The following is a 25,515-nucleotide window of genomic DNA, read 5'->3' on the forward strand; positions in this document are numbered from 1 at the left end:
TCAAAATACATTAAAAGGTGAATTATGGCAGGTCATAGTAAATGGGCGAATATTCGTCACCGTAAAGCAGCGCAAGATGCGAAGCGCGGCAAAATCTTTACCAAATTAATCCGTGAAATCGTTGTTGCTGCAAAAGAGGGAGGCGGTGAGCCAGAAAATAACCCACGTTTGCGAGCTGCAATTGATAAAGCGTTGTCTAACAACATGACGCGTGACACTGTCAACCGCGCTGTCAGCCGAGGTGCTGGTGGTGAAGGCGATGACAATATGGAAACCGTAATCTATGAAGGTTATGGTCCGGGTGGCACTGCGGTCATGGTCGAATGTATGACGGATAACCGAAATCGCACAGTATCTGGCGTACGCCATGCGTTCTCGAAGTCAGGAGGCAATCTGGGTACGGATGGTAGTGTAAACTATCTTTTCGACAAGAAAGGCGTGATCTCATACGCCCCAGGTTTAGATGAAGATGTGGTGATGGAAGTGGCGTTAGAAAGTGGCGCTGATGACATCGAAACATCAGAAGATGGCTCGATTGATGTTTACACCGCGCCAAGCGATTTTGGACTCGTAAAAGATGCCCTTGATGCTACAGGTTTTGAGGCGGAAAACGCCGAAGTGTCGCTTATCCCTTCAACGAAAGCAGAACTGGATGTGGACACTGCGCCAAAACTACTTCGTTTGATTGACGCTTTAGAAGATCTGGACGATGTTCAGGAGGTTTATCACAACGGTGACATCTCTGACGACGTTGCAGCCTCTCTAGAGTAAACTCAATGTGCAGTGAGCGGTATTCGCTCCGAAGTTAGAAAGTAATAATAAGAAATTGAGGCCGTATTCGGCCTCCTTTTTAGGAACATTCATGTCAATTATTTTGGGCATTGACCCAGGTTCACGCATTACCGGTTATGGGGTCATTCGTCAAAATGGACGCCATTTGCAATACCTTGGTAGTGGCTGTATTCGTACTTCAGAAAAAGAACTTCCGGGCCGTCTTAAGCAGATTTACGCTGGCGTCACGGAAATCATTACTCAGTTTCAACCGGACGTATTTGCGATTGAACAAGTGTTTATGGCTAAAAATGCGGATTCAGCATTAAAGCTTGGCCAGGCTCGTGGCAGCGCAATTGTTGCTGCGGTGAATGCAGAGTTGCCGGTATATGAATACGCCGCGCGTCTTATTAAGCAAGCTGTAGTCGGTACTGGTGGTGCGGACAAAGCGCAAGTTCAGCATATGGTTCAGCAGATGCTTAAACTGCCCGCCAAGCCTCAAGCGGATGCAGCCGATGCTTTAGGTGTGGCGATTTGTCATGCCAATACGAACAAAACCCTCGTTGCCTTAGCGGGCAAAGCAACCAGTGCTAGAAAAGGGCGCTACCGATAAAATTAACTGGATGTCTATCCAGTTCTTTATTATCCTGTCGCAAATTCATTTCCAAAGAGTATTTATAGTGATTGGACGTCTTCGTGGCACACTGATTGAAAAACAACCACCTGAAGTATTAATTGAAGTTAATGGCATCGGTTATGAAGTCCAGATGCCAATGAGCTGTTTTTACGAGCTGCCAAATGTTGGCGAAGAAGCCATTATTTATACTCACTTTGTCGTCCGTGAAGATGCACAATTGCTATACGGTTTCAACACAGTAAAAGAACGCGCACTTTTCCGTGAAGTGATCAAAGCCAATGGCGTTGGTCCTAAACTCGGTCTTGGTATTCTCTCTGGTATGACAGCAACGCAATTTGTTACTTGTGTGGAACATGAAGACGTTTCTACGCTGGTTAAGCTTCCAGGCGTTGGCAAGAAAACCGCAGAGCGATTGGTTGTTGAAATGAAAGACCGCTTGAAAGGGTGGGGCGCTGGCGATCTATTTACACCATTTACGGATGCTGCTCCTGCGGATTCTGGTGCGACATCCAACAACGCGGAAGAAGAGGCAATTAGCGCGCTTCTAGCTTTGGGTTACAAGCCGACTCAAGCGTCGAAAGTGGTGTCTCAGATCGCTAAACCGGACATGAGCAGTGAGCAAATGATCCGTGAAGCTCTAAAATCAATGGTGTAACGCTGGTTTCACAGTGAGCATTTGTTCAAGATAACTCATTCTCTAAGGTTAATGCCAATCGCTTAACGATATTTTTTGTGTCATTCCAGCGAGCCTAGCGAGACTGGGAATCTAATAGCAGCACGCTGAGCGGTTAATGAAACAATTTGACCATAAACCGCTCGGATAGAAGATCCTGTATCACGCTCCTTCGTCGCTGTACAGGATGACGAGATATAGAAAAAATATGCCACTTGCTGTTAAACGAGCGGCATTATTCTCTCAGGTAACCATTTTTCAAGGTAAAAAGATGATTGAAGCCGATCGTTTAATCGCGCCAGAAAACCCTGCCTTTCGTGATGAAGATGTCATTGACCGTGCTATTCGGCCAAAAAAATTAGCGGATTACCAAGGTCAGGACCATGTCCGTGACCAAATGGAGATCTTCATTAAAGCTGCTCAGTTACGTAGTGAAGCACTTGATCACCTTTTGATTTTTGGTCCTCCAGGTTTGGGTAAAACCACACTTGCGAATATCGTTGCCAATGAAATGGAAGTGAACATTCGCACCACTTCGGGCCCTGTACTTGAGAAAGCAGGGGATTTAGCCGCGTTACTAACCAACCTAGAAGAAAACGATGTGTTGTTCATCGATGAGATTCACCGCTTAAGCCCGATGGTTGAAGAGGTGCTGTATCCGGCGATGGAAGATTATCAACTGGATATTATGATCGGTGAAGGTCCGGCCGCTCGTTCTATTAAGATCGATTTGCCGCCGTTTACTTTGATTGGTGCAACGACCCGAGCGGGCTCTTTAACGTCACCATTACGAGACCGTTTTGGTATTACTCAGCGTCTTGAATTTTATAAGATAAAAGACCTACAAGATATTGTGCAGCGCAGCGCGGATTGTTTAGGTTTGTCAATGGAACCTGAAGGCGCATTGGAAGTGGCAAGACGTGCACGTGGCACACCACGTATTGCTAACCGTCTACTACGTCGTGTTCGCGATTATGCGGAAGTGAAAGGAAATGGTCACATTTGTGCAGAGGTTGCCGACAAAGCGCTGAATATGCTTGATGTGGACGCCGAAGGTTTCGATTATATGGACCGCAAACTACTACTCGCAATTATGGAGAAATTTGGTGGTGGTCCGGTCGGACTCGATAACATGGCGGCAGCGATAGGTGAAGAAAAGGATACTATCGAAGACGTTCTTGAGCCTTATCTTATTCAGCAAGGTTATTTACAACGCACTCCACGTGGAAGAATCGCGACAGATCGTGCGTATTTGCATTTCGGAATTGAAAAATAAGATTCCCGCGCTGGGCCTTTGCGGCCCAGCGCTTCATTAAAGTTGACCAAACTCACATTTTTTGAATTTCTTCTCATACCAGTTTAGTAAGTAAAAAGCATTGATTGTTAACTCTATGTTTGCTCGCAACTGGTTAATTTCTCTCCTGATTACTCTCTCTTAACATCCGTATCTAATACTGGTTGATCTGGATCAATGTGATGGATTTTTGTGCAAATTCCGCGCATAAACATTGATGTATATCAAAGCGCATTCCGGCTATAAACCTTTTGAAACAATCTGTTTTTACAAGTAATATTAGCCCTAGCTATATTAGCTGATGCTTAACAATTAACTAACCAATGAAGCACATTTTTGCAACAATGAGTTGTGATAATTCAACATTTTTCAAGTGTAAATAACACTTGAATATGGATTGCAATATGTAGAGAGTGTCATTCAGCCGACACATAGGAGTTACCATGATTGACGTAGTTGATCTATCGCGGTTGCAGTTTGCACTGACAGCGATGTATCACTTCCTATTCGTACCATTGACCCTTGGTATGGCCTTCCTTCTGGCCATTATGGAATCGATGTACGTAATGACGAACAAGCAAATCTACAAGGACATGACCAAGTTCTGGGGTAAGCTATTCGGTATTAACTTTGCACTTGGTGTGGCGACAGGCCTTACCATGGAATTCCAGTTTGGTACGAACTGGTCTTACTACTCCCACTATGTAGGTGACATCTTCGGTGCGCCGCTAGCGATCGAAGCCCTTGTCGCATTCTTCCTGGAGTCAACTTTTGTTGGTCTATTCTTCTTCGGGTGGGATCGTCTATCTAAACGTCAACACTTAGCGGTTACTTGGCTTGTGGCGTTGGGCTCTAACTTCTCTGCACTTTGGATTCTTATCGCAAACGGCTGGATGCAAAACCCAGTAGGCGCGGACTTCAACTTCGAAACCATGCGAATGGAAATGGTAAGCTTCTCTGAAGTTGTACTAAACCCAGTTGCTCAGGTTAAGTTCGTGCATACGGTTGCTTCTGGTTACACTTGTGGCGCAATGTTTATTCTAGGCATCAGTTCATACTACCTATTAAAAGGTCGTGACATTGCGTTTGCTCGTCGTTCATTTGCTATCGCTGCATCTTTCGGTATTGCAGCTATCTTATCTACCATCGTTCTTGGTGACGAATCTGGCTACGAGCTTGGTGAAGTTCAAAAAGTGAAGCTTGCTGCAATTGAAGCAGAGTGGCACACAGAACCAGCTCCAGCAGCGTTTACGTTGTTTGGTGTTCCTAACCAAGAAACCATGCACACAGATTACGCAATCAAGATCCCTTACGTAATGGGTATCATCGCGACACGTTCTTTTGATGAGCAAGTAACAGGTCTTCGTGACCTACGTGATGAGCACGTCGATCGTATTCGTGACGGTATGTACGCTTATGAACTTCTTGAGAAGCTTCGTGCGGGCGACAAGTCAGAAGAAAACATGACTGCGTTTGATGAAGTGAAGGGTGACCTAGGTTACGGTCTACTTCTAAAACGCTACACAGACAATGTTGTTGATGCGACAGAAGAGCAAATCCAAGCTGCTGCGGATGACTCAATCCCAACAGTATGGCCGCTATTCTGGTCATTCCGTATCATGGTTGCTTGTGGTTTCATCATGTTGTTTGTCTTTGGTGCGGCGTTTATCCAAACGTGTCGTCAGAAGATTGAACAGAAACAATGGATTCTAAAAGCTGCACTATTTAGCATTCCACTACCTTGGATTGCAATTGAAGCGGGTTGGTTCGTCGCTGAGTACGGCCGTCAGCCTTGGGCTGTAGGTGAAATTTTACCAGTGCATGTTGCAGCTTCTGCACTAACTGCAGGTGAAATCTGGACTTCACTATTCGCAATTCTGGCGCTATACACGGTATTCCTGGTTGCAGAAGTTTACCTAATGTTGAAATTCGCTCGTAAAGGCCCAAGTAGCCTGAAAACGGGTCGCTACCACTTCGAGCAAAATGCTGACTCTGTTGAAGACAAAGTTAGTCGCCAAGTAGAAGCGTAAGGTAAGGAGATAACAACATGTTTGATTACGAAATCTTGCGACTCATCTGGTGGGTACTAATCGGTGTTCTACTAGTTGGTTTTGCAGTAACAGACGGTTTCGATATGGGTGTAGGCGCGCTTGTACCTATTATCGGTAAAAACGACACGCAACGTCGCGTCATGATTAACTCAATTGCCCCTCACTGGGATGGTAACCAAGTTTGGCTTATCACTGCTGGTGGTGCATTGTTTGCAGCTTGGCCTTTGGTTTACGCAACGTCATTTTCAGGCTTCTACTTAGCGATGATTTTGACACTAGCAGCGCTATGGCTTCGTCCTCTGGGCCTAGACTACCGCTCTAAAATTGAAGATCCAAAATGGCGCAATACCTGGGATATCTGTATCTCAATCAGTGGTTTTGTTCCACCAATCATCTTTGGTGTAGCGTTTGGCAACCTACTACAGGGTGTACCATTCCAATTGAGTGAGTTCTTGATGCCAACATACCATGGCTCATTCTTTGGTCTTCTAAACCCATTTGCACTGCTGTGTGGCTTAGTTAGTTTGTTCATGATTTTGATGCAAGGTTCGACTTGGCTACAAATGAAAACAACGGGCGAAGTGCATGTGCGTGCTCGCAACGTTGCTCAGTTGGCTGGTTTACTGACGGTTGCAGCGTTTGTAGCTGCTGGTTTCTGGATCCAAAATATTGATGGTTACGTCATTGTTGGCGGTATCGACACTAATGCAGCTTCTAACCCTCTAAACAAAGAGGTAATCCGTGAAGCTGGTGCGTGGATGAAGAATTTTGAAAACTACCCACTACTATGGGCTGCTCCTGTACTAGGTGTCGCAATGCCGCTTCTTGCCGTATTGGCATCTCGTCTTGAAAAATGTGCGATTTCGTTCATTACTTCAAGTCTGGGTGTTGCTGGCGTTATCTTTACTGCAGGTTTTGCGATGTTCCCATTCATCATGCCTTCAGACTTAATGCCAAGCCACAGCTTAACAATGTGGGATGCAACGTCATCTGAACTGACTCTGAACCTAATGACAGGCGTTGCGTTTGTTATGGTGCCAATCATCCTTGGTTACACGTCTTGGACTTACTACAAGATGTTTGGTCGCCTTGATGATCAGTACATTGAAGACAACAAAAACTCACTTTACTAAGGAGCATTTACTATGTGGTATTTCGCATGGATTCTAGGTGTACTACTTGCTTGTGCATTCGGTATCATCAACGCTCTTTGGTTAGAGCACTCAGAAATGATGGACAAAGACAGTGAGTAATCTCGCTGATAAGGTAGCGCAACTTCACGCTCCGATGGATAAGACTCTGTTAAGAGTCTTATCTCTCATCCTTGGCTTTATGCATGTAGGATTGGTGATGTGGGATCCTGAAGCTTACCATCAAGCAATTGGTGGTTTTAACTCAATCATCGCACCAGCACTGATTTGGTCTGTATGCTCAAGCATGGTTTACGGTGTGGGCTTCAAACCGAGAAACTGGTACTGGCAAGCTTTGTTTAGTCCCTACTTTTCGTTAGCTATCTTAATTTATTTAACGGCACTTTATTTCTTTTAGGCTGAAATACGCTGTAATAAAGTCGGTTACTAAATCATCGAATAAAAGCTAGGTATTTCGCCTAGCTTTTATTTTTTCTACAAATTTCAAAAATATTCCCTTAGCTCGGTACCAATTGCTGTCGCTTCAGTTATAGTAATTACTTTAAAGAATTGAATATATTGGGACTCCCTTGCTAGGCACATCAAATCTCTTTCGCTGGCCGATCACCGTGTACTATGAAGACACCGATGCGGGCGGCGTTGTATATCATTCTAATTATCTAAAATTCTTTGAGCGCGCGCGGACAGAAATGTTACGTGCCAAAGGCATTTCTCAACATGTGTTACTGGAACAAAATATCGGCTTTGTTGTCCGACACATGGATATTGATTTCAACCAAGGGGCAAGGCTGGACGAGCATTTGACAGTATTAACCCGAGTGTCAGAAATAAAACGTGCTTCCCTGCAATTCTGTCAAGAGTTGGTCAATGATCAAGGCAAGATATTGTGCAAGGCCTCTGTTAAGGTAGCATGTATCGATAATAAGAAAATGAAACCAATAGCTATTCCAACCTTTATAAATTCGGAGCTAACAAATAGTGACTGCTGATATTTCCATTTTAGATCTCTTTCTTCAGGCTAGTCTGTTGGTAAAGCTTGTGATGCTGACGTTGCTTGGTATGTCAATTGTGTCATGGGCAATGATCATCAAGCGCAGCAAAGTGCTTTCTCAAGCCTCAAAGAATGCAGAGCAGTTTGAAGACAAATTCTGGTCGGGTACTGATCTTTCTCAGCTTTACCAAAAAGTAAAAGCGCGTAAAGACGAAATTGAAGGCACAGAAGAAATTTTTTACGCAGGTTTCACGGAGTTTGCTCGTCTACGTAAGAGCAACGCAAACTCACCAGCGTACATCATGGAAGGCACTGGCCGCGCAATGCGCGTTGCTGTCTCTCGTGAAGTTGATGAACTAGAAACAAGCTTACCGTTCTTAGCGACAGTCGGTTCTATCAGTCCTTACATCGGCCTATTTGGTACCGTTTGGGGCATCATGCACGCTTTTATTGCGTTGGGTGAAGTAAAACAAGCTACGTTGTCTATGGTTGCACCGGGTATCGCCGAGGCATTGATCGCGACAGCGATGGGTCTATTTGCGGCTATCCCGGCTGTAATGGCCTACAACCGCCTAAGCAATAAAGTGAGCAAACTAGAGCACACTTACGCAACATTTTCTGAAGAATTCCACAGCATCCTTCATCGTCAAGCGATGGCTGGCCGAGACAGCGCGGATAAGGAATAAAGCATGGCGGGTTATCAACCTAAAAAGCGAAAAATGACAGCGGAGATCAACGTTGTTCCGTACATTGACGTAATGCTCGTACTGTTGATCATTTTTATGGCGACCGCTCCATTTGTGACTCAAGGCGTCGATGTTGATCTTCCGAAAACATCGACCGCTGAATCTATACAAGACCTTGCTGGCGAAACTGACAGTAGTTTTATCATCATCGAAATTGATAGCGAGGGTAATTTAGGCCTAAGCGTAAACGATGAAGAAGTTCAGCGAGGTTTGTCGTTGCAAGATGTTATTGTGCGAGTGAAAGCGGAGCGAGAGGTTAAGCCAGATTCACCAGTTGCGGTAGGTGGCGACGCGGCAACACCATATGCCGATGTTGTTCTATTACTGGATGAACTAAGTCGAGCTGGTATCCCTAAGGTGGGTCTAATGACCGATATCAGGGAATAGACATCAATTATCTATGAAAGATCACAAGAAGAAGCCCAACCAATACGCCAAACCGATAGCAATATCGGTTGGTTTGCATGCAATTCTAGTTGCAGCCCTGCTTTGGGGGACGGACTTCAACATGTCTAAACCAGAGCCTACAGGGCAAATGGTTCAAGCTGTTGTCATCGATCCAAAACTTGTGCAGCAACAAGCGAAAGAAATTCGCCAGCAACGCGAAAAGGCAGCAAAAAAAGAACAAGAGCGTCTTGATAAATTGAGACGCGAAGCAGAGCAGCTAGAAAAAAACCGTAAAGCTGAAGAAGAGCAAATTCGCAAGTTGAAAGAACAGCAAGCGAAAGATGCTCAAGCGGCACGAGAAGCAGAAGCTGCACGTAAGAAAAAAGAACAAGAGCGCAAGCAGGAAGAAGAACGCGTTCGCAAAGAAAAAGAGCGAGCTGCTAAGCTAGAAAAAGAGCGTAAGGCAAAAGAAGAAGCTGTGCGTAAAGCTGAGCAGGAGCGTTTAGCGAAAGAAGCCGCTATAGCAAAAGCTGAGCAAGAACGTCTAGCTCGTGAAAAGGCAGCAAAAGAAGCGGAAGAAAAAGCACGTCGTGAGCGTGAAGCCGCTGAAAAAGCTGAAAAAGAGCGCATTGCAAAAGAGAAAGCGGCAAAAGAAGCGGCAGAGCGAGAGCGCAAAGCGAGAGAAGCTGCAGAACGTGCGGAGCGCGAGCGTAAAGCACAAGAAGCCGCGCTAGATGATATTTTTGCGGGTCTTGAGGATGAGGTTAGTAAAAATAGTGCTGCTCGAAATCAATTTATTGACGATGAACTTTCTCGAATGTCATCCATCTATACTCAAAATATTCAGCAAAAGTTGATTAAGGATGACTACTTGCTGGGAAAGGAGTGTAGGGTAAACATCAAATTGATTCCGACAGGAACTGATATGATGGTCTCTGGTGTTACCGTTTTGAGTGGTGATACTCGAGTATGTGCAGCGGCGAAGCGAGCGATAGCTCAGGTAGGGACGTTCCCTAAATCTTCAGAAGCTGCAGTAAACGAAAGACTAAAAGACATCAACATAACTGTTGCTTTGGACTAAAAGGAATAAGACGTGATTAGACGCCTTTTACTAGGAATGTTTGTACTGTTTAGCAGTATGACAAATGTGGCGAATGCCGCATTAGAGTTGGTCATTACCGATGGTATTGATTCAGCACGACCAATTGCTGTTGTTCCGTTTAAGTGGGAGGGTACTCAAGCGCTTCCAACGGATATTTCTGCTGTTATTGCCTCGGATTTGCAACGCAGTGGTAAGTTCAGCCCCGTTCCAACGAGCAAGATGCCACAAACTCCGTTCAGTGAATCAGAAGTCAATTTTGATGCCTGGACTAATTTAGGTGTAGATGCTCTGCTGACTGGCTCAATCAAACAAAATGCTCAAGGTGATTACGTTATCAACTATCAACTTGTTGATATTGTGCGTGGTCAGCTAACGGGTGGAAAAAGTAAAGCGCTTGGTAGCGATGGCGAATTAGTACTGTCAAAAGATCATGTGCTGTTCAATAAGGTCGCGACCGTTCAAGGCCCTCGCATGCGTGAGTACGCTCACCGCATCTCTGATTTGGTGTATGAGCAGTTAACGGGTGACCGTGGTGCCTTCATGACCCGTATTGCATACGTGGTGGTGAATGATAAAGACCGTTTCCCTTACCAACTTCGTGTGGCTGATTACGATGGTTACAACGAGCGCTTGGTTTTACGTTCTAAGCAACCATTAATGTCACCAGCATGGTCGCCAGATGGTAAAAAGCTTGCGTATGTTAGCTTCCAAAATGGTCAAGCAGAAATCTTTATCATGAACATCTACACCGGTGAGCGTGAGAAGATTACGTCATACCCACGTCATAATGGTGCGCCAAGATTTTCGCCTGACGGCAATAAGTTAGCGATTGTTCTCTCTAAGACAGGCTCGCTTCATGTTTACACGTTCGATCTTAACACTCGCAAGCTGACGCAAATTACGCGTGGCAGATCAAATAATACTGAACCGTTCTGGCATCCAGATGGAAAATCGTTGATTTTCACATCGGATAGGGGTGGTAAACCACAGATTTATCAAGTAAATTTGGGCAGCGGTTCTATTGACCGTTTGACTTGGCAAGGCAGCCAAAATTTGGGTGGCCAGATTACTCCTGATGGGCGATTCCTAGTAATGGTGAACCGCAGTAACGCAGGATTTAACTTGGCGAAACAAGATTTGGAAACTGGTGCTCTTCAAGTCTTAACTAAGACCTTGCTTGATGAGTCTCCTAGTATTGCCCCAAACGGTGGCATGGTTGTGTATAGCTCGATTTACAACAAGAAAAACGTACTATCGATGGTGTCAATTGATGGTCGATTCAAAGCTAGATTACCGGCAACAAATGGGCGTGTTAGAGCGCCTGCATGGTCACCGTTTTTGTAGTAATAAGTTTGATTAATAAAGGAAAATAAGATGCAACTGAACAAGGTTCTAAAAGGGCTACTAATCGCGCTTCCTGTAATGGCTGTTACAGCGTGTAGTTCAAGCGACGACGCTGCTTCTAACACTGGTGCAGCAACAAACAACAATGGCGCAGTTGAAACAACAGTAGCTACGCCAATTGATCAAAGCGGTCAGCTAACAGAGCAAGAGCTAAAAGAGCAAGCGCTACGTGAAACTCAAACAATCTACTTTGCTTTTGATAACTCAACAATTGCAGCAGATTACGAAGAGATGCTAGCGGCTCACGCTTCTTACCTAAGCAAGAACCCAGCACTTAACGTAACTATCGAAGGTCACGCTGATGAGCGTGGTACTCCTGAGTACAACATCGCTCTAGGTGAGCGTCGTGCACAAGCAGTAGCGAACTACCTACAAGCACTAGGTGTTCAAGCTGACCAAATCTCAATCGTTAGCTACGGTGAAGAGAAGCCACTTCTTCTAGGTCAATCAGATGAAGTTTACGCTAAGAACCGTCGCGCGGTTCTAGTATACTAATTCGAGGTAATCCTCATGTTCAGTAACACTAAGCGCGCTGTTGCGCTTACGTTACTGGCAAGTGCAGCGAACTTTGCGTTCGCTGCACCAGCTCCAGTATCCGATCTCAACAGCACATCATCCGTCTCTAAGAGCCGTTCATCTGAAACGGAAGTAGAGCGTCTAGAGCGCTTGCTACAAAACCGCAATCGCGTTCAGCTCCAAATGCAACAGCAAATTGACCAAATGTCACAAGAGATCAGTGAATTACGTGGTCAATTAGAGCGAAATAGCTACGAAATGAAGCAAATGTTGCAACGTCAACGAGAGTTGTTTGTCGAGCTAGATCGTGTGCGTGGAGAAATCAAATCCGCGCCTGCGCAAGAAGCGAAACCGGCTAAAACAGGTGGTCAGTACACACCAAATGTTGATGAGCAAACGGCATACCAAAATGCAGTCGACCTCATTCTCAAGAAACGTGACTACACTGGCGCAATTGCAGCGTTCCAGCAGTTCCAGAAAGATTATCCTGACTCCACATACTCAGCGAACTCTCACTATTGGCTAGGCCAATTGTACTTCGCTAAGAAGCAGGACAAAGATGCTGTAAAGAGCTTTGCTGCGGTGGTGTCTTATAAAGACTCCAATAAGCGAGCCGATGCTTTGCTCAAGTTAGGTGAAATCGCTGAGCGTAATAACAATGCAGCTCAAGCGAAAAAGTACTACCAACAAGTGGTTGATGAATACCCAGGTAGTGCATCTGCAAAACTTGCCAGCTCTAAGCTGTAAGACGTTATGTTTTAAAAAGGAAGCTTCGGCTTCCTTTTTCTTTTCCGTTTCTTTATCGGTGGTGATCGAATAAATCGAGAGGAATGGCATCGAGCCTTTTACCCCCATCTTGCAACGGATTCTTTCAATCAGAAATGCTACCTGTAACAAAGATATACGGCTAGATAGCTAGAAATCCCCGCGACAAGTTGGTTTTTGAAAATTAACGAGGTTACAATACTCGGATTAAAGGAAGTTGCGTAGAGCAAGAGCAATGAGCCATATATTAGATAAAATCGACACTGTTTACCCATTCCCACCGAAGCCAGTTCCATTAAGCGAAGAAGAAAAAGCGTCTTACATTGAGCGCATTAAAAAGCTGCTAAAAGAAAAGGATGCGGTACTTATCGCACACTATTATACCGATCCTGAGATTCAAGCCCTAGCGGAAGAAACGGGTGGTTTTGTTGGTGACTCGTTGGAAATGGCGAAGTTTGGTAATCGTCATCCTGCAAGCACACTGATCATTGGCGGTGTTCGCTTTATGGGCGAGTCGGCCAAAATCCTAACACCAGAAAAGCGAATTCTAATGCCAACGTTGGAAGCGGAATGTTCGCTCGATCTTGGCTGTCCAGCGGATAAGTTCAGTGAGTTCTGTGATGCTCACCCTGATCACACGGTTGTGGTTTATGCAAATACGTCTGCTGCTGTTAAAGCTCGTGCCGATTGGGTCGTTACATCAAGCATTGCGCTTGAAATCGTGGAACACTTAGACGCTGAAGATAAGCCAATTATTTGGGGACCGGACCGTCACTTAGGATCGTACATCGCTAATAAAACTGGCGCAGACATGCTGCTATGGCAAGGTGAGTGTGTGGTTCATGATGAGTTTTCTGCTGATGCGCTACGCAAAATGAAGAGCGTGTATCCAGATGCGGCTATTTTGGTTCACCCTGAATCACCAGCAAGTGTCGTAGAACTTGCCGATGCCGTTGGCTCAACGAGTCAGCTGATCAAAGCAGCGAAAGCGCTTCCTCACAAACAAATGATCGTTGCGACAGACAAAGGCATTTTCTTTAAAATGCAGCAACTTGTGCCAGAGAAAGAACTTATCGAAGCTCCAACCGCAGGTGCTGGCGCAACATGCCGTAGCTGCGCACACTGCCCTTGGATGGCAATGAACGGTTTGAAAGCGATAGAGAAAGCGCTTAGTGAAGGCGGTGAAGAACACGAGATCTTTGTTGATGAAGAATTGCGTGTTAAATCGCTCATTCCGTTAAATCGTATGTTGGACTTTGCTGAGCAGCTAAATATGCAAGTGAAAGGTAATGCTTAAAAAGTAGGCGTAACTGAAAGTAAATCTCAAAAACCAGCCGAATATGGCTGGTTTTTTTGTGTCTTACTATCAATGAGTTACTATTGATGCAATCAATGAATGTCGAGGTTATAAATTTATGGCGGTGTGGTTAGTAGTTAAAAAGTGGCTTAGTTCACACCTTTTTAAATTGAGCAACCGAAGTCTTCTCATCTTTAGTGGCTTATATGTGAGCGTTTCTTGGGGGTTGCTCATTCTCGCTGGTGAAACCGCATTAACAGACAGCTTCTCTAACTTTATCTATTACCTTATGGTTACGGCGAGTACGGTTGGCTATGGCGATTATTCTCCAGTGACAGATTTGGGTAAATGGGTTGTTGTACTGTTTGTGATCCCAGGCGGCTTGAGCCTATTCGCTGCATTATTGGGACGTGTCGCTGGAGCAGCGATGGATTACTGGCGAGCGGGTATTTTAGGAAAACGGAGAGTAAGAGTGGAAAACCATATTGTATTGTTGGGTTGGAATGGATCGAGAACGATGCACCTTATTCGCATGTTACAACATGAAGAAGAGGGGAAGCGTCCGATTGTTTTGTGCAGCCGTTCAGAAATAGAAAACCCGTTACCAGGCGAGATCAGTTTTATCAAAGTGACCAGCTACACGGATTCACAAGAGATGAAAAACGCCAATATTGCTGAAGCAGCTTGCGTTATTGTTGATAACCTCTCGGACGATATCACGCTGTCAGCCGCGCTGTACTGTGCTTCTGTGAATCCTTCCGCACATTTGGTCGCTTACTTTAAAGATGAGGCGTTAGGCCGTCTTTTAAGTCAACACTGTCCTAAAGCGGAATGCATACCTGCTGTTGGCGCAGAAATGTTGGCAAAAGCGGCGGTAGATCCAGGCTCAAGTGCACTTCACCAAGAGCTATTAGCTTCAACACGAGGCATGACTCAATACTCGGTTATTTATCCTGAAAGGCTGCCAGTAACTACTGTTGAGAGTCTCTTTGTTTTTCTCAAAAGACGTCATCATGCCACGCTAATTGCTTTTGACATTGGCCATGGTATCCAACTCAACCCAGATTTAGATGCAGAAGTACCACCGAGTACCAAGCTGTTTTACATTGCAGATGAACGTATTGAAGATTTTGCATGGAAAGAAATGAACAAGGAACAATAATGCACATGATTGCTGACCTGTTAGCAGGTTTTCCCAACTTTTTACTCTATTTTTCTGTTTCTATTATTTTCGTTTTGGCGTTTAAGTTCATCTACGTCAAGCTTACGCCTTACGATGAATGGCACCTGATCAAAGAAAAGCAAAATACAGCGGCAGCGATTGCACTAAGTGGTGCATTTCTTGGTTATTGTATTGCGATTTCGGGGGCGGCAAAAAACTCAGTCAACATTGTCGATTTTATGGTGTGGGGCGTTGTTGCAATGCTGGCGCAGATCATTGCATTTGCGATTGTACGTTTTGTTTTACTTCCAAAAGTGACTGAGCGTATCGAAAAAGATGAGCTGCCTGCCGGTATTGTATTAGCGGCTGTTTCTATATCGGTCGGTGTATTAAATGCCGCTTGTATGACGTACTAGGAGGAACGATGAAGCGGAGTTCTAACGTTAAACGTTCTTCCATGGACAAAAGTTTAAAGCTTGGGAAAATTATTCCCTTTGCTGCTTTTGGCGGTATTTTCTTCTTTGCGACACAAGAATCGAAAACCGAAGGCTACATTTTTTCTGACGCTGATGAATGCAAATCAAACTCGCCAGAGTTCAGTGAGCAGTGCGATATTGCTTATCAAGAAGCTTTGGCTCGAGCCGAACGAAATGCCCCTCGCTACAACAATGAGTTCGAATGTGAAAATGACTTTTACGAAGACGATTGTTACTACAGTTCCAGTTCCCGATCTTATGTGCCTCACTTTGGGGGCTTCTTTTACAGTCGCGCACTGAGCGGTTTGAAAGGTTACAACAAGAGCTATTACTCTGAACCAATGTATCGCTATAAATCCAAATTCTATAATGGTGCCGGACAATTTTTTGGTTCCTATCGTAATCAGCCGACGAAGGTTGCGACCAGTAACCTAAATAAACGTGGTGGCGGAACTATTGGTAGAGCAATGTCTCGAGGCGGGTTTGGTAAAGCGGTATCGGTCAGCCGAGGCGGTTAATAAGCACTATGTTTCGACGAGAAATACAAGAACGAGAAAACTGGCGTGAGTTAGCACGCCAGTTTGGTTTTGGCTTCCATTCCATGTATGACCAACCGTATTGGGATGAGAGTGCTTACTATCAATTCACGCTTGAGCAAATAGAGAACGATATTGAAGCGCCCACTGAAGAGCTGCATCAGATGTGCTTGGCTATTGTGGATGAAGTAGTTCGGAGTGAGAGGTTGCTGACGCAATGTGCGATCCCTGAATTTATGTGGGAGCAGGTTGCTTCTTCGTGGCACCGAAATGAACCCTCACTCTATTCGCGTCTGGATTTTGCATACAACGGAACTTCGCCAGCTAAGTTACTGGAGAACAATGCGGATACGCCGACCAGCCTGTTTGAAACGGGTTTTTGGCAGTGGGTGTGGTTAGAGGATGTTGTAAATAAAGGTCTAATTCACCAGAGCGCGGATCAATTCAACATTCTTCAAGACTTTTTGATTGAGCGTTTTTCCGAGATAGCCAAATATCAACCCGGGCAAACCCTTCACTTTAGCTGCTGCAAATACACTGAAGAAGATAAAGGGACTGTCCAGTATTTAGAAGATTGCGCGCGCGAAGCTGGGTTAGCGACGGCGTTTGTTTATGTCGAAGATATTGGTGCGACGGAAGATGGTCTGTTTGTGGATGCAGATGACAGAGCGATTCGTTGGATGTTCAAGCTTTATCCGTGGGAGTTTATGTTTGAAGAGGAATATGCGAAATACCTAGCGACCGCGAAAGTGAATTGGTTAGAACCCATGTGGAAGTCGATTCTATCCAACAAAGCACTTTTACCGTTATTGTGGGAGCGCTTTCCGAATCATCCTAATCTTTTACCTGCCTATTTTGCTAACGATTCAAAAGCGAACACTTTGAAAGACTATGTAATCAAACCACTATTCTCTCGAGAAGGCGCAAATATTGAGGTCGTCAAAGGTGGGAAACGCATACTCAAAACAGCAGGGCCTTATGAATCTAAATTCAATATCGTCCAGCAGTATCATCCGTTACCCAAGTTTGGGCAAAGCCATACATTAATTGGCAGCTGGCTAGTCAACGATAGAGCCGCTGGGATTTCGATTCGGGAAGACACTAGCTTAGTCACGCAAGATATGGCGCGATACATTCCACATGTGATTTTAACATGATCAAAAAAGCTCTCCATCCAGAGAGCTTTTGTCTATTCAGCGGTTCAATCTTGATGGTCGACAGCGTTGTGTCTTATTGTTCTTCAGCTAATGCAACACCGCGCTGAGTAAGACCACATAGCATCACTGGCATGGCATTGAAGATCTCTTCAAACTGTTCTAAGCCTTCCATGCCTTGTTCTGCCAACGTTTCAATGGTCGTTTCTGGATCGTAAAGCATCGTAAGAGAAAGCAAAACACCGCCGAGCAGAGCATTATCTTCGCTGTCCTCTGGCATTAGCGTTTCCCAGTCATCACGAGCAAGTTGCCAACCTTGTAATACACCTTCACAGAAATCACGGGTCTGGCTTGTTACAATATCTTGTTCATCTAACGCGCATCCTTCAGGCCACTGCCAAGATCCTTCTAGAAGAGCAGGACGAGTTTGGTTCCACATTTGTACAATCTCATCAATGTATTGCTCTAATTGCTCACCGTCAGTAAATGGCGCTGTTTCTTCACCACCCCATAAGAATGGCAACCACTCTTGAGGCATTAATACGTTTGGCGCAGCAGCCATCGCTGTTACAAAGCCTTGAGTTTTTGCTAGGTTTAGTAGTTTACCGTCAAGTTCTGGGAGAGAAAGGATGTCTTGTAGTTTCAAAATAGAATACCATTTGTTAATGGGCTGGTTGATTGCGCTCATCTTACCAATCAATTTGTGATAAATCGATATTAGGGAATGATTCACAGACATCTATGGAAATTCGCTCATCACTTAGAAAAAAAAGCATTCTCGCCCTGACACTGTACCTGTGTTTCTTTATCGCAACGATTGGTTCTGTTGCCTATTTGGTTGTCGAGCCTCCGGTTAGGCAAAAGCTAGAGCAAAACCTAGAGTTACGCACCCAACTGCTTGCACTAGAGATTAAAGAGCCTCTCCTTAGCTCTACTGGTGTATTGAGCAGCCTAGCAGGACTCGCCCAGGGGACAGAAAAAATTCAATCTCTCAACACAACAATTCCGCATATTCTCCAATTGAGTGATGAGATGCTCGTCAGTGGTGGCGTATGGCCTAAACCAGAACTCAAAGCTGAACAATGGCGATATAAAAGCCTATTCTTCAATAAAAACAGTGATGGCGGTATTGACCAAATTCACTCCTACAATAATCCTGAATCTGGCGGTTATGACAATGAACCATGGTATAAGGCAGCTGCTGACGCGCCAGTTGGTTCTGTGAGTTGGTCTACGGTTTATATCGACACTTTTACTCAGGTTCAGATGATTACTGCGTCTTCCCCATATTATCAAAACGGTCAATTCGCTGGCGTTGTAACGGTAGACTTATCACTTGATGCACTTTTTCAGTTTATTCGAGAGCACACGAACCTGCATTCTTTAGGTGTGGTGGTTCGCGATGCTGAATCGAACGTGATTATTGAGCACAACTTCCAACTAACAGACGAAATTTACGTCAGTGAGCTTGATTTTGGAGAGTTCGATTGGCGTATGGAAGTTGTCAACGCGAAAGCTAAAGTAGCCGATCAAGTGTTTGAACAAGTCATGAGTGTTGAGGGGAGGATCATTCCATTCTTACTCTTGTGTGTACTGGTCGGGTATTACTTGCTGAATCGTTACGTTGTCGAACCGATTGTCCGTATTGCGGCTAAGATTGATGACTCGAAAACTGGCGGGATCATAGATATTGACTACGATAGCGAAGATGAAATTGGACAGCTCATCGAGAAGTTCAATGAAAAAACCATCTATCTAGAGCAAGAGAGAATAAAAGCCCAGGCTTCGACGAACGCTAAAACGGCATTTTTAGCCACATTATCCCATGAAATTCGTACGCCAATGAACGGTGTATTAGGAACCGCTCAAATATTGTTAAAAACACCACTCACCGATGATCAACGTAAGCACCTGAGAACACTTTATGACTCAGGTGATCATATGATGACGTTACTTAATGAGATTTTAGATTACTCAAAAATTGAGCAAGGGCATGTTGAATTCGAAAATACGCCTTTCCCAATTGAGTCGATCATCGGCAGCATAAAAAGTGTTTATCAAACACTATGTGCAGAAAAAGGCCTTCGTTTTAGAGTCGTGTCTCATTTACCAACAGGGCGCTGGTACAACAATGACAAAGCCCGTCTGCGCCAAGTATTGTTTAACCTACTAAACAACGCTGTCAAGTTCACCGACCGAGGCATCGTAGAGGTAGAGCTGACCGAGAAATCGAGCAAGGCAGATACCAAGCTTATTCTCGCGGTGAAAGATACGGGTATCGGTATTTCTCAAGAAGCGCAAAAACGCATTTTCCGTCCTTTTGAACAAGCGGAGTCCTCGACGACGAGGCGGTTTGGTGGGACAGGGCTTGGTTTGGCGATAGTAAAAGAAATTGCCGAGCATATGGGAGGGCATGTGATTGTGCAGAGTCAAGAGAATGTCGGGACAACCTTTACCGTCGAGATCGCGCTTACGCCTTGTGAGCCTGGGAAAGTGGAAGCAGTCAATGCACATAAGCTGAATTGCAAAGGTTTGAAAGCGCTCATTGTCGAAGACAACCGAACAAATGCGATCATTATGGAAACTTTCCTAAGAGCCAAAGGCTTTGAGTGCACAAGTGTTGAAAATGGTCAGCTTGCCGTCGATGAGGTGGCCGTTCAGTCATTTGATTTGATATTAATGGACAATCATATGCCTGTTCTTGATGGTGTTGGGGCGATATCAGCCATTCGAGCGATGAGTTCGCCTGTAAAGTCGGTACTGATCTTTGGCTGCACAGCGGATGTATTCAAAGAAACACAAGAGCGCATGATAAATGTAGGAGCCGACCACATAATTGCGAAACCAATTGTGGAGTCTGAATTAAATGATGCGTTATATCTCCATGCAGCACGGTTATACCAATACCAGTCGGACTTTGGCGATAATACAACGAATATCCTTGATGCGGAAAAGTGGCTACTAAACTTCTATGTTGCTCTAGATAATGGTCATCTCAACGAAGCGCTAGAGGCTATTTCAGCGATTATTGCTCAAGTCACTCCAGATGCTAATAAAGACGTTTCTTTAGTTGCCGAGCGAATAAGGCGTAACTTAAAGCGTCAGCAGTCTCCAAACCAAGATGATATCGATACATTAACGCTCTTGCTCGCATCATCATAGCTTAATCCATATAGCGCGATTCAACGCAATCATGAATTGTCTTTACTCTTCATACCTAACCTTTGGCTGAATCGTCTATTTTTTCCTTACTTTCAATGAGCTTAGCGCTGCTGTTAGATTCTGTCATAAGAGAAACGGTGCGGCTCTCAGTTGCGCTCACATCGGGAATACTCTGAATTTTTACAACTCAGTAGCATAAGTTATTAGAATGATCGTTTATTCCCCGAACTTTATCCTAACCCTCCATCCAAACAATCACTTATCCCACTTTTTGTGTAAGTTAAATCCGTATTTTTCTACCATTTTTACGTCATTTTAGGCGTTTTTAGTTGTTGGTGGTGAAAAAAACTACTTTCATTTTAAAAAATGGTTATAAATTTACAACTTGATTTCAAATACAGTGCCATACGCTGCTTTTTATGTGATTTAATTGCCTTATTAACTGGTCATTTATTTGTTTGATGGTTGATAGTTTTATTTTGTTTATTGTTGGTGGTATTTAATTTTAGGGGTTGGTTAATGAAGTCTCGCGGACCATTTTGTATTCGTCACGCCGCAGCGGATACCTTTGCTATGGTTGTTTTTTGCTTTATCACAGGGATGATTGTCGAGATTTTGATTTCAGGGATGACGTTTGAGCAATCTTTAGCATCACGTACACTATCTATTCCAGTGAATATTGCTATTGCTTGGCCGTATGGCGTTTTTCGTGATTGGGTGCTACGTCAGGGCAACAAGGTATCGCCGTCTTCATTTATGAAAAACGTATCTGATCTGGTCGCTTATGTGCTTTTTCAGTCTCCAGTTTATGCAGGAATTTTATTCGCAGTTGGTGCGTCTACAGACCAAATAGTGACCGCGGTGACAAGTAACGCCATTATTTCTTGCGGTATGGGTGTGTTGTATGGGTACTTCTTGGACATGTGCCGCCGTTGGTTCCGTGTTCCCGGTTATTCTCAAAGTATCTAAATGACCCAGTTTTGCTCAATTTAGTTACTTAGTGAGCAATCGAGTGGAAAAGGGCGCTTTTTTTTATGTTTAGCCTTGACCATCAGGCACATAATCATTAAATTAGCGCCTCGTTAGCCAATGATGCTAACCAAAATTGATTCGGTGAGTTGTCCGAGTGGCTGAAGGAGCACGCCTGGAAAGTGTGTATACGGCAACGTATCGAGAGTTCGAATCTCTCACTCACCGCCACATTCTGTGAGCCCTTGTAGTGTAAGGAAGCCTTATGTTACAAGGGCTTAGTTGTTTCTGGCGTAGCTACCTACTGGTACAAAGGGTAGGTACAAATGAGCATTATGACGTCCCCATATAAACATCCCCAAACGGGAGTCTATTACTTCCGCATGGCTGTTCCCAAAGCCTTAGTTCCCTTAATTGGGAAGACCGTCTTCAAGACCTCCTTAAGAACTAAAAACCTCCGTGAAGCAAAACTCCTATTTGGTCAGCATCTAGAAGATGCCCAAAACCAACTAGAGCTAGCAAAACTCAAACTATCAGAAGCGTCTAATGTTGAGCTTAATGTTAGAGACTGCGCAATTATAGCTGAGCGTTGGTTTGAGCACGCTAAAACTGAAGTTGATACTTCTGGTGATTACCATAGTTTCTTAACGACTACTCGTGACCCTAATAACGGTAAAATTCATGAGTTTGGTCTATCTGACACATTACCTATATGTGGTCAAGAAATTGAAACTGCTACAGAAGAACAACTTCAAGAGCTTACTGACAGCCTAGAAGGTTTCATCATTGAACAGTTAGATCGTGAGGGCTTGGTCGTTTCTACCAATAGTGATTCATTTCGTCGCTTAGCTGTTGCGTTCTACCACTATATTCACCGTATAGAAGCCTTGTGTAGAGCTCGTCATAAACGTGACTTTGGCTTTGACCCAATCACTAACCCTATTTCAAATAACCACCTTTCAGTAGCTCCTAAGGCTCCTGTGGCTGCACTGCCATCACGAACTAAGGCTAGACCATCTGCTAACTCCATCTCAGCGTTGTTTAAACGGTACGTTGAGTCTGAAACTCTTAAAGGTAAAGACTCTAAGTCCCTTGATGAAGTCACATTACAAATAGAGCGTCTTATTGAAATCATTGGTGATATTGACGTTGCTGAGGTTAAGCGTAGTCATATTGCTGACTATAGAGATACTTTGTTCCAGTTGCCTAAATCCAAAGAAAAGGCTGTTAGGAGAAAATCTCTACAAGCTCAAATTGAGATGGTGAAAGCTAAAGGTCTTCCGACCATAGCCCGTACAACAGTTAAGAACTGCCTAAGAAAGACCTCTGCTGTGTTTGGCTATGCTATTGAGCTTGGTTGGATTGATGTAAACCCCCACAGAGGTGTACCTGTTGCTACTCTTGAACGAAAGACAGAAGTTGATGACGGTAAGGGCTATTCTACTGCTGAGGTGAGCTTACTCTTTAAAGCTGATATTTTTAATAACCCCCATGCTCCAAAGCCGTATGGGATGGCATGTTATTGGGTTCCAATTCTATGTAGATATACAGGGGCTAGGGTAGAAGAGATGGTTCAGCTTCGTAAGTCAGATTTAGTAATGTCTGATGATGGGATTCACTACATAAACATACGTAGGGGTGATGACCAGAGTGTTAAGAACAACATTTCACTTAGACATGTGCCAATACACGACCATGTAATTGAGCTGGGCTTTCTGGATTACGTAAAGGATTCTTCAGAGTTTTTATTCCCTGAATTGAAAGGTAACAAACATGGTAAGCGGTCTCCAGCTTTAGGTAAGTGGTGGAGCAGGCAGGTGAAAGCTTTGGGCATCAATACAAGTCAGCCTTTTCATTCATTTAGGCATACGTTGAGGACTCAGTTAAGAGGTTTAGAGGTATTAGATACTGTTAGTGATTCAATTGCTGGTCATGCTCCTTCTAATGTTGGCGCATCTTACGGTACCGTTGATCTCAAGACTAAAAAAGCGGCTTTAGACCGTTTGCCAAGCTTACCTCTAAATAGACTACAGTTCTTGTAAACGAAGTATCTTTGGGAGCTATTAGATTGTGGTGGCTCCCTTGTATATTTAAGCTCTAGATGACGCTATCAGGCTTAACCGTTTGTAACCTTTTTGTTTTAATCCAGCATTCACTGTGTGTGTTAACATTGCTCAAAATACCAATATAAATTTTAAGGTTAATATTTTGATGTGGTTGAAAGCTTTATTGTTAGTAGTGATGTCTAGTAACTTGGCTTACGCTCAGTCTCCTTTCGTAGAAACTAATAACCAACTACCTACCAATTTAGGGTTGTTTACTTCTGTAGGTGTTAATTGTCCTTTCAATTATAGTGATGTAGAGAGTCGTCTAGAAGGTGAATTTCTTAGGGCTAACCTTGTTCCAAGTGCTGGAAATAAGTCAAAAAATATCACTGTCACAATCACTTGCCTTCGTTTAGCTAACAAATCTGGTTTTGAAACTGGATACGCTATTAACTCAGATATTAGATTTGGTTCGGAGTTGGAAGGGGTTGCTATTGTTGAAGATTTAAATCACGGTGGGTTAGTTGTTGGTGGGACAGATGCTGACTCAAAACTCTTTTATCTAAAAGTAATACAAGACCAATTATCTCAAGTTTTGACTGGATATATTCGTAAAGGAATTGCCAAAGAAACGACAAATAATAGCTTTGAAATCAAGGATGGGGATTACATTCTTCAGTTGCTTGCTCTGAGGAGCCATGACAGTGCTATTGCTTTGGTTGCTGATTTGAGACGCAGAGGTTACGATGCTTATACTCGTCAAGAAACTGAGTTTACAAGAGTGATAGTTGTTCCTAAAAGCCAGAATCCAAAAGATATAGATAATGAAATATTGGAGTTACAGTCTATAACTGGTTCCACAGCTCAAAAACTTAAGTTTAAGAACTCACCTGCCTGACCAAGGATTACCCTGTTGTGTACACCCTAAGTTTTTCTCACTGTACACACGTGTACACTCCGACCAAGAATAGCCTGTAGACCCCGTGACATAAGGCTTACAGGCTCTCAATGTGACTTCTAGAAGTCAGGGTCTTCAGATACTACTACCATAGAAGAATCCCAACCTTTAGGGGCATCATCCCCCTCAACAGACCCAGCTTGCTCTAGCCACTTACTGCGTAGAGATACGGAGACTCCTAGACCATTGCCCTTAACGGCTTTCCTTAAGCCCTCTCTGAAGTAATCCGCTCCGTATGTCTCTAAGATACGGCTGATATCATTTGAGGCTCCTTTGATTTGATGCTGCTCCCATTCATCATTGTTCATATCACTTGGTAAGTTATCTTTACCAGTAATAGCATCTGATAAACGTCTAATCTTTGGGAAGCCTTTAGAATCCCAAGCGCTTTGGGGTAGATCGTAATTACACTCTAGCCCTTCCTTCAGTTGTTCTGTAAAGGTTTCTAAGTCAGTTAGCTCTGTATTAATACAATCCCCAAGAGCTTCTCCACAAGCCTTTAGACCTCTTGCAATATGATTAGCTTGACCACGGCTACACCCAACAGCACTGGCTACTTGAGAGACACTTAGCTCAAATTGTTTAGACACAATCAAAGCTCTGAACTTAGATTGCATCACCTCATCCTGTGTAACCCCAACACCATGAGATTGATTAGCCTCTTGTGCTTGTGTAAAGGCTTCTTGGTAGGTTCTATTTTCTACCAGTAGAGCGGGGATAAATAGGTCTGCGTCTGGGTTTTCCTTAAGGTGTGTAAGGCAAGCGCCTGTACGGTGAAAACCATCAACAACATAGAACGTCCCTTCAACCTCAAAGACCGTAATTGCTTGGCGGATAGGTTGCCCGTTTCGTAGGTCTTCTAATATCTCTTTGTCCTGTGCTGCTTGCTTGATCTCTTGTGCTGCTCTGAGTTGCTTGTCTTTGATTAACTCAACATCACGGGCTTGCATAGCAGGGTCTAGAGTCAGTGTACGTGGGTCTAACTCTGTACGTCTGCTACTTTGCATGTATTCATTCATAATGCTTCTATGTGGCTATCTAAGCCTTAGTTCTTATTTATTTAGACACGGATGGGGCTGCGCATTCTACACAACTTGAATATGTCTGCACGAGCTTTCTACTAGGTGCAGGAGGTATGGGGGGAGTGTACCTTTACGATTACATCGTCTCACTACGTTCACTTAAAATTAGTGAATTCCATTGTCTAGGAGCTGGTGATATAGACGGTGAGACTGCTAATTGGACTTTAAGCTACCATCTCAAATAAA

At 44.0% G+C, this 25,515-nt stretch carries 26 protein-coding genes and 1 tRNA gene; 25 read left to right on the forward strand and 2 right to left on the reverse strand.

What is annotated here, in order from left to right:
- The first annotated feature begins 24 nt into the window (after nt 1-24).
- The 20 genes from MTR11_RS05900 to MTR11_RS05995 all read left to right on the forward strand — a co-directional run bounded on the left by MTR11_RS05900 (nt 25) and on the right by MTR11_RS05995 (nt 17,116).
- Complete coding sequence (locus MTR11_RS05900; protein ID WP_243327125.1) at nt 25-771, forward strand: YebC/PmpR family DNA-binding transcriptional regulator; 747 nt, start codon at nt 25-27, stop codon at nt 769-771.
- Between the two features lie 91 nt (nt 772-862).
- The gene (gene ruvC / locus MTR11_RS05905) at nt 863-1,384 is read left to right on the forward strand and encodes a crossover junction endodeoxyribonuclease RuvC (protein WP_012841980.1); all 522 of its coding nucleotides are present in this window, start codon (nt 863-865) and stop codon (nt 1,382-1,384) included.
- Nucleotides 1,385-1,451: 67 nt separating this feature from the next.
- On the forward strand, nt 1,452-2,063 hold the full coding sequence (gene ruvA, locus MTR11_RS05910; protein ID WP_012841979.1) for a Holliday junction branch migration protein RuvA: 612 nt from the start codon (nt 1,452-1,454) through the stop codon (nt 2,061-2,063).
- 289 nt (nt 2,064-2,352) lie between these two features.
- A complete protein-coding gene (gene ruvB, locus MTR11_RS05915; protein ID WP_031780162.1) occupies nt 2,353-3,357 on the forward strand; it encodes a Holliday junction branch migration DNA helicase RuvB in 1,005 nt (334 codons plus the stop codon).
- A gap of 461 nt (nt 3,358-3,818) precedes the next feature.
- Entirely contained in the window at nt 3,819-5,405 is a 1,587-nt protein-coding gene (gene cydA / locus MTR11_RS05920) for a cytochrome ubiquinol oxidase subunit I (RefSeq protein WP_012841977.1), read from the forward strand.
- A gap of 17 nt (nt 5,406-5,422) precedes the next feature.
- On the forward strand, nt 5,423-6,559 hold the full coding sequence (gene cydB / locus MTR11_RS05925) for a cytochrome d ubiquinol oxidase subunit II (RefSeq protein WP_006742909.1): 1,137 nt from the start codon (nt 5,423-5,425) through the stop codon (nt 6,557-6,559).
- A 12-nt stretch (nt 6,560-6,571) separates the two neighbouring features.
- On the forward strand, nt 6,572-6,679 hold the full coding sequence (gene cydX / locus MTR11_RS05930; RefSeq protein ID WP_000270284.1) for a cytochrome bd-I oxidase subunit CydX: 108 nt from the start codon (nt 6,572-6,574) through the stop codon (nt 6,677-6,679).
- Complete coding sequence (ybgE, locus tag MTR11_RS05935; protein ID WP_041852976.1) at nt 6,672-6,974, forward strand: cyd operon protein YbgE; 303 nt, start codon at nt 6,672-6,674, stop codon at nt 6,972-6,974. Before cydX ends, ybgE begins: the two co-directional genes overlap by 8 nt.
- 172 nt (nt 6,975-7,146) lie before the next feature.
- Nucleotides 7,147-7,566 (forward strand): tol-pal system-associated acyl-CoA thioesterase, encoded by a 420-nt coding sequence (gene ybgC, locus MTR11_RS05940; RefSeq protein WP_243327126.1) that lies wholly within the window; start codon nt 7,147-7,149, stop codon nt 7,564-7,566.
- Nucleotides 7,556-8,254, forward strand: coding sequence for a protein TolQ (gene tolQ, locus MTR11_RS05945; RefSeq protein WP_005378301.1), 699 nt, complete (start codon nt 7,556-7,558; stop codon nt 8,252-8,254). Before ybgC ends, tolQ begins: the two co-directional genes overlap by 11 nt.
- Before the next feature lie 3 nt (nt 8,255-8,257).
- Nucleotides 8,258-8,701, forward strand: a complete 444-nt coding sequence (locus MTR11_RS05950; protein WP_243327127.1) for an ExbD/TolR family protein — start codon at nt 8,258-8,260, stop codon at nt 8,699-8,701.
- A 13-nt stretch (nt 8,702-8,714) separates the two neighbouring features.
- On the forward strand, nt 8,715-9,782 hold the full coding sequence (gene tolA / locus MTR11_RS05955) for a cell envelope integrity protein TolA (protein WP_046874744.1): 1,068 nt from the start codon (nt 8,715-8,717) through the stop codon (nt 9,780-9,782).
- Nucleotides 9,783-9,794: 12 nt separating this feature from the next.
- Nucleotides 9,795-11,147, forward strand: coding sequence for a Tol-Pal system beta propeller repeat protein TolB (tolB, locus tag MTR11_RS05960; protein WP_005390758.1), 1,353 nt, complete (start codon nt 9,795-9,797; stop codon nt 11,145-11,147).
- 30 nt (nt 11,148-11,177) lie between these two features.
- Nucleotides 11,178-11,702: a peptidoglycan-associated lipoprotein Pal gene (gene pal, locus MTR11_RS05965; protein WP_005378293.1), complete on the forward strand. Its 525-nt coding sequence runs from the start codon at nt 11,178-11,180 to the stop codon at nt 11,700-11,702.
- A gap of 15 nt (nt 11,703-11,717) precedes the next feature.
- A complete protein-coding gene (gene ybgF, locus MTR11_RS05970) occupies nt 11,718-12,470 on the forward strand; it encodes a tol-pal system protein YbgF (RefSeq protein ID WP_006742904.1) in 753 nt (250 codons plus the stop codon).
- 253 nt (nt 12,471-12,723) lie between these two features.
- The gene (gene nadA / locus MTR11_RS05975; protein WP_005390762.1) at nt 12,724-13,785 is read left to right on the forward strand and encodes a quinolinate synthase NadA; all 1,062 of its coding nucleotides are present in this window, start codon (nt 12,724-12,726) and stop codon (nt 13,783-13,785) included.
- Between the two features lie 118 nt (nt 13,786-13,903).
- Entirely contained in the window at nt 13,904-14,947 is a 1,044-nt protein-coding gene (locus MTR11_RS05980; RefSeq protein WP_243327128.1) for a potassium channel protein, read from the forward strand.
- A complete protein-coding gene (locus tag MTR11_RS05985; RefSeq protein ID WP_005390766.1) occupies nt 14,947-15,363 on the forward strand; it encodes a DUF350 domain-containing protein in 417 nt (138 codons plus the stop codon). The genes MTR11_RS05980 and MTR11_RS05985 overlap by 1 nt, the downstream gene beginning before the upstream one ends.
- Before the next feature lie 8 nt (nt 15,364-15,371).
- The gene (locus MTR11_RS05990; protein WP_167426745.1) at nt 15,372-15,941 is read left to right on the forward strand and encodes a DUF1190 domain-containing protein; all 570 of its coding nucleotides are present in this window, start codon (nt 15,372-15,374) and stop codon (nt 15,939-15,941) included.
- Between the two features lie 8 nt (nt 15,942-15,949).
- A complete protein-coding gene (locus MTR11_RS05995) occupies nt 15,950-17,116 on the forward strand; it encodes a glutathionylspermidine synthase family protein (protein WP_243327129.1) in 1,167 nt (388 codons plus the stop codon).
- A 73-nt stretch (nt 17,117-17,189) separates the two neighbouring features.
- Here the strand turns inward: MTR11_RS05995 and MTR11_RS06000 are convergent, their stop codons facing one another.
- On the reverse strand, nt 17,190-17,801 hold the full coding sequence (locus tag MTR11_RS06000; protein ID WP_005390772.1) for a YecA family protein: 612 nt from the start codon (nt 17,799-17,801) through the stop codon (nt 17,190-17,192).
- 53 nt (nt 17,802-17,854) lie between these two features.
- On the opposite strand from MTR11_RS06000, the gene MTR11_RS06005 reads away from it, so the two are divergent.
- From MTR11_RS06005 to MTR11_RS06025, 5 genes are all read left to right on the forward strand, one after another.
- Nucleotides 17,855-20,275 carry a hybrid sensor histidine kinase/response regulator gene (locus MTR11_RS06005; RefSeq protein WP_243327130.1) on the forward strand — a complete coding sequence of 807 codons (2,421 nt, stop codon included), beginning with the start codon at nt 17,855-17,857 and terminating at the stop codon, nt 20,273-20,275.
- Between the two features lie 519 nt (nt 20,276-20,794).
- Entirely contained in the window at nt 20,795-21,244 is a 450-nt protein-coding gene (locus tag MTR11_RS06010; RefSeq protein ID WP_005390779.1) for an L-alanine exporter AlaE, read from the forward strand.
- Nucleotides 21,245-21,387: 143 nt separating this feature from the next.
- A tRNA-Ser gene (locus MTR11_RS06015) sits at nt 21,388-21,475 on the forward strand.
- Nucleotides 21,476-21,570: 95 nt separating this feature from the next.
- Nucleotides 21,571-23,286 carry a site-specific integrase gene (locus MTR11_RS06020; protein ID WP_243327131.1) on the forward strand — a complete coding sequence of 572 codons (1,716 nt, stop codon included), beginning with the start codon at nt 21,571-21,573 and terminating at the stop codon, nt 23,284-23,286.
- 115 nt (nt 23,287-23,401) lie between these two features.
- Nucleotides 23,402-24,187 carry an SPOR domain-containing protein gene (locus tag MTR11_RS06025; protein WP_243327132.1) on the forward strand — a complete coding sequence of 262 codons (786 nt, stop codon included), beginning with the start codon at nt 23,402-23,404 and terminating at the stop codon, nt 24,185-24,187.
- A gap of 119 nt (nt 24,188-24,306) precedes the next feature.
- Here the strand turns inward: MTR11_RS06025 and MTR11_RS06030 are convergent, their stop codons facing one another.
- The gene (locus MTR11_RS06030) at nt 24,307-25,254 is read right to left on the reverse strand and encodes a hypothetical protein (protein WP_243327133.1); all 948 of its coding nucleotides are present in this window, start codon (nt 25,252-25,254) and stop codon (nt 24,307-24,309) included.
- Between the last annotated feature and the right edge of the window lie 261 nt (nt 25,255-25,515).

The organism is Vibrio sp. CCB-PB317 (genome assembly GCF_022808245.1).
GTDB classification, from domain to species: Bacteria; Pseudomonadota; Gammaproteobacteria; order Enterobacterales; family Vibrionaceae; genus Vibrio; species Vibrio diabolicus.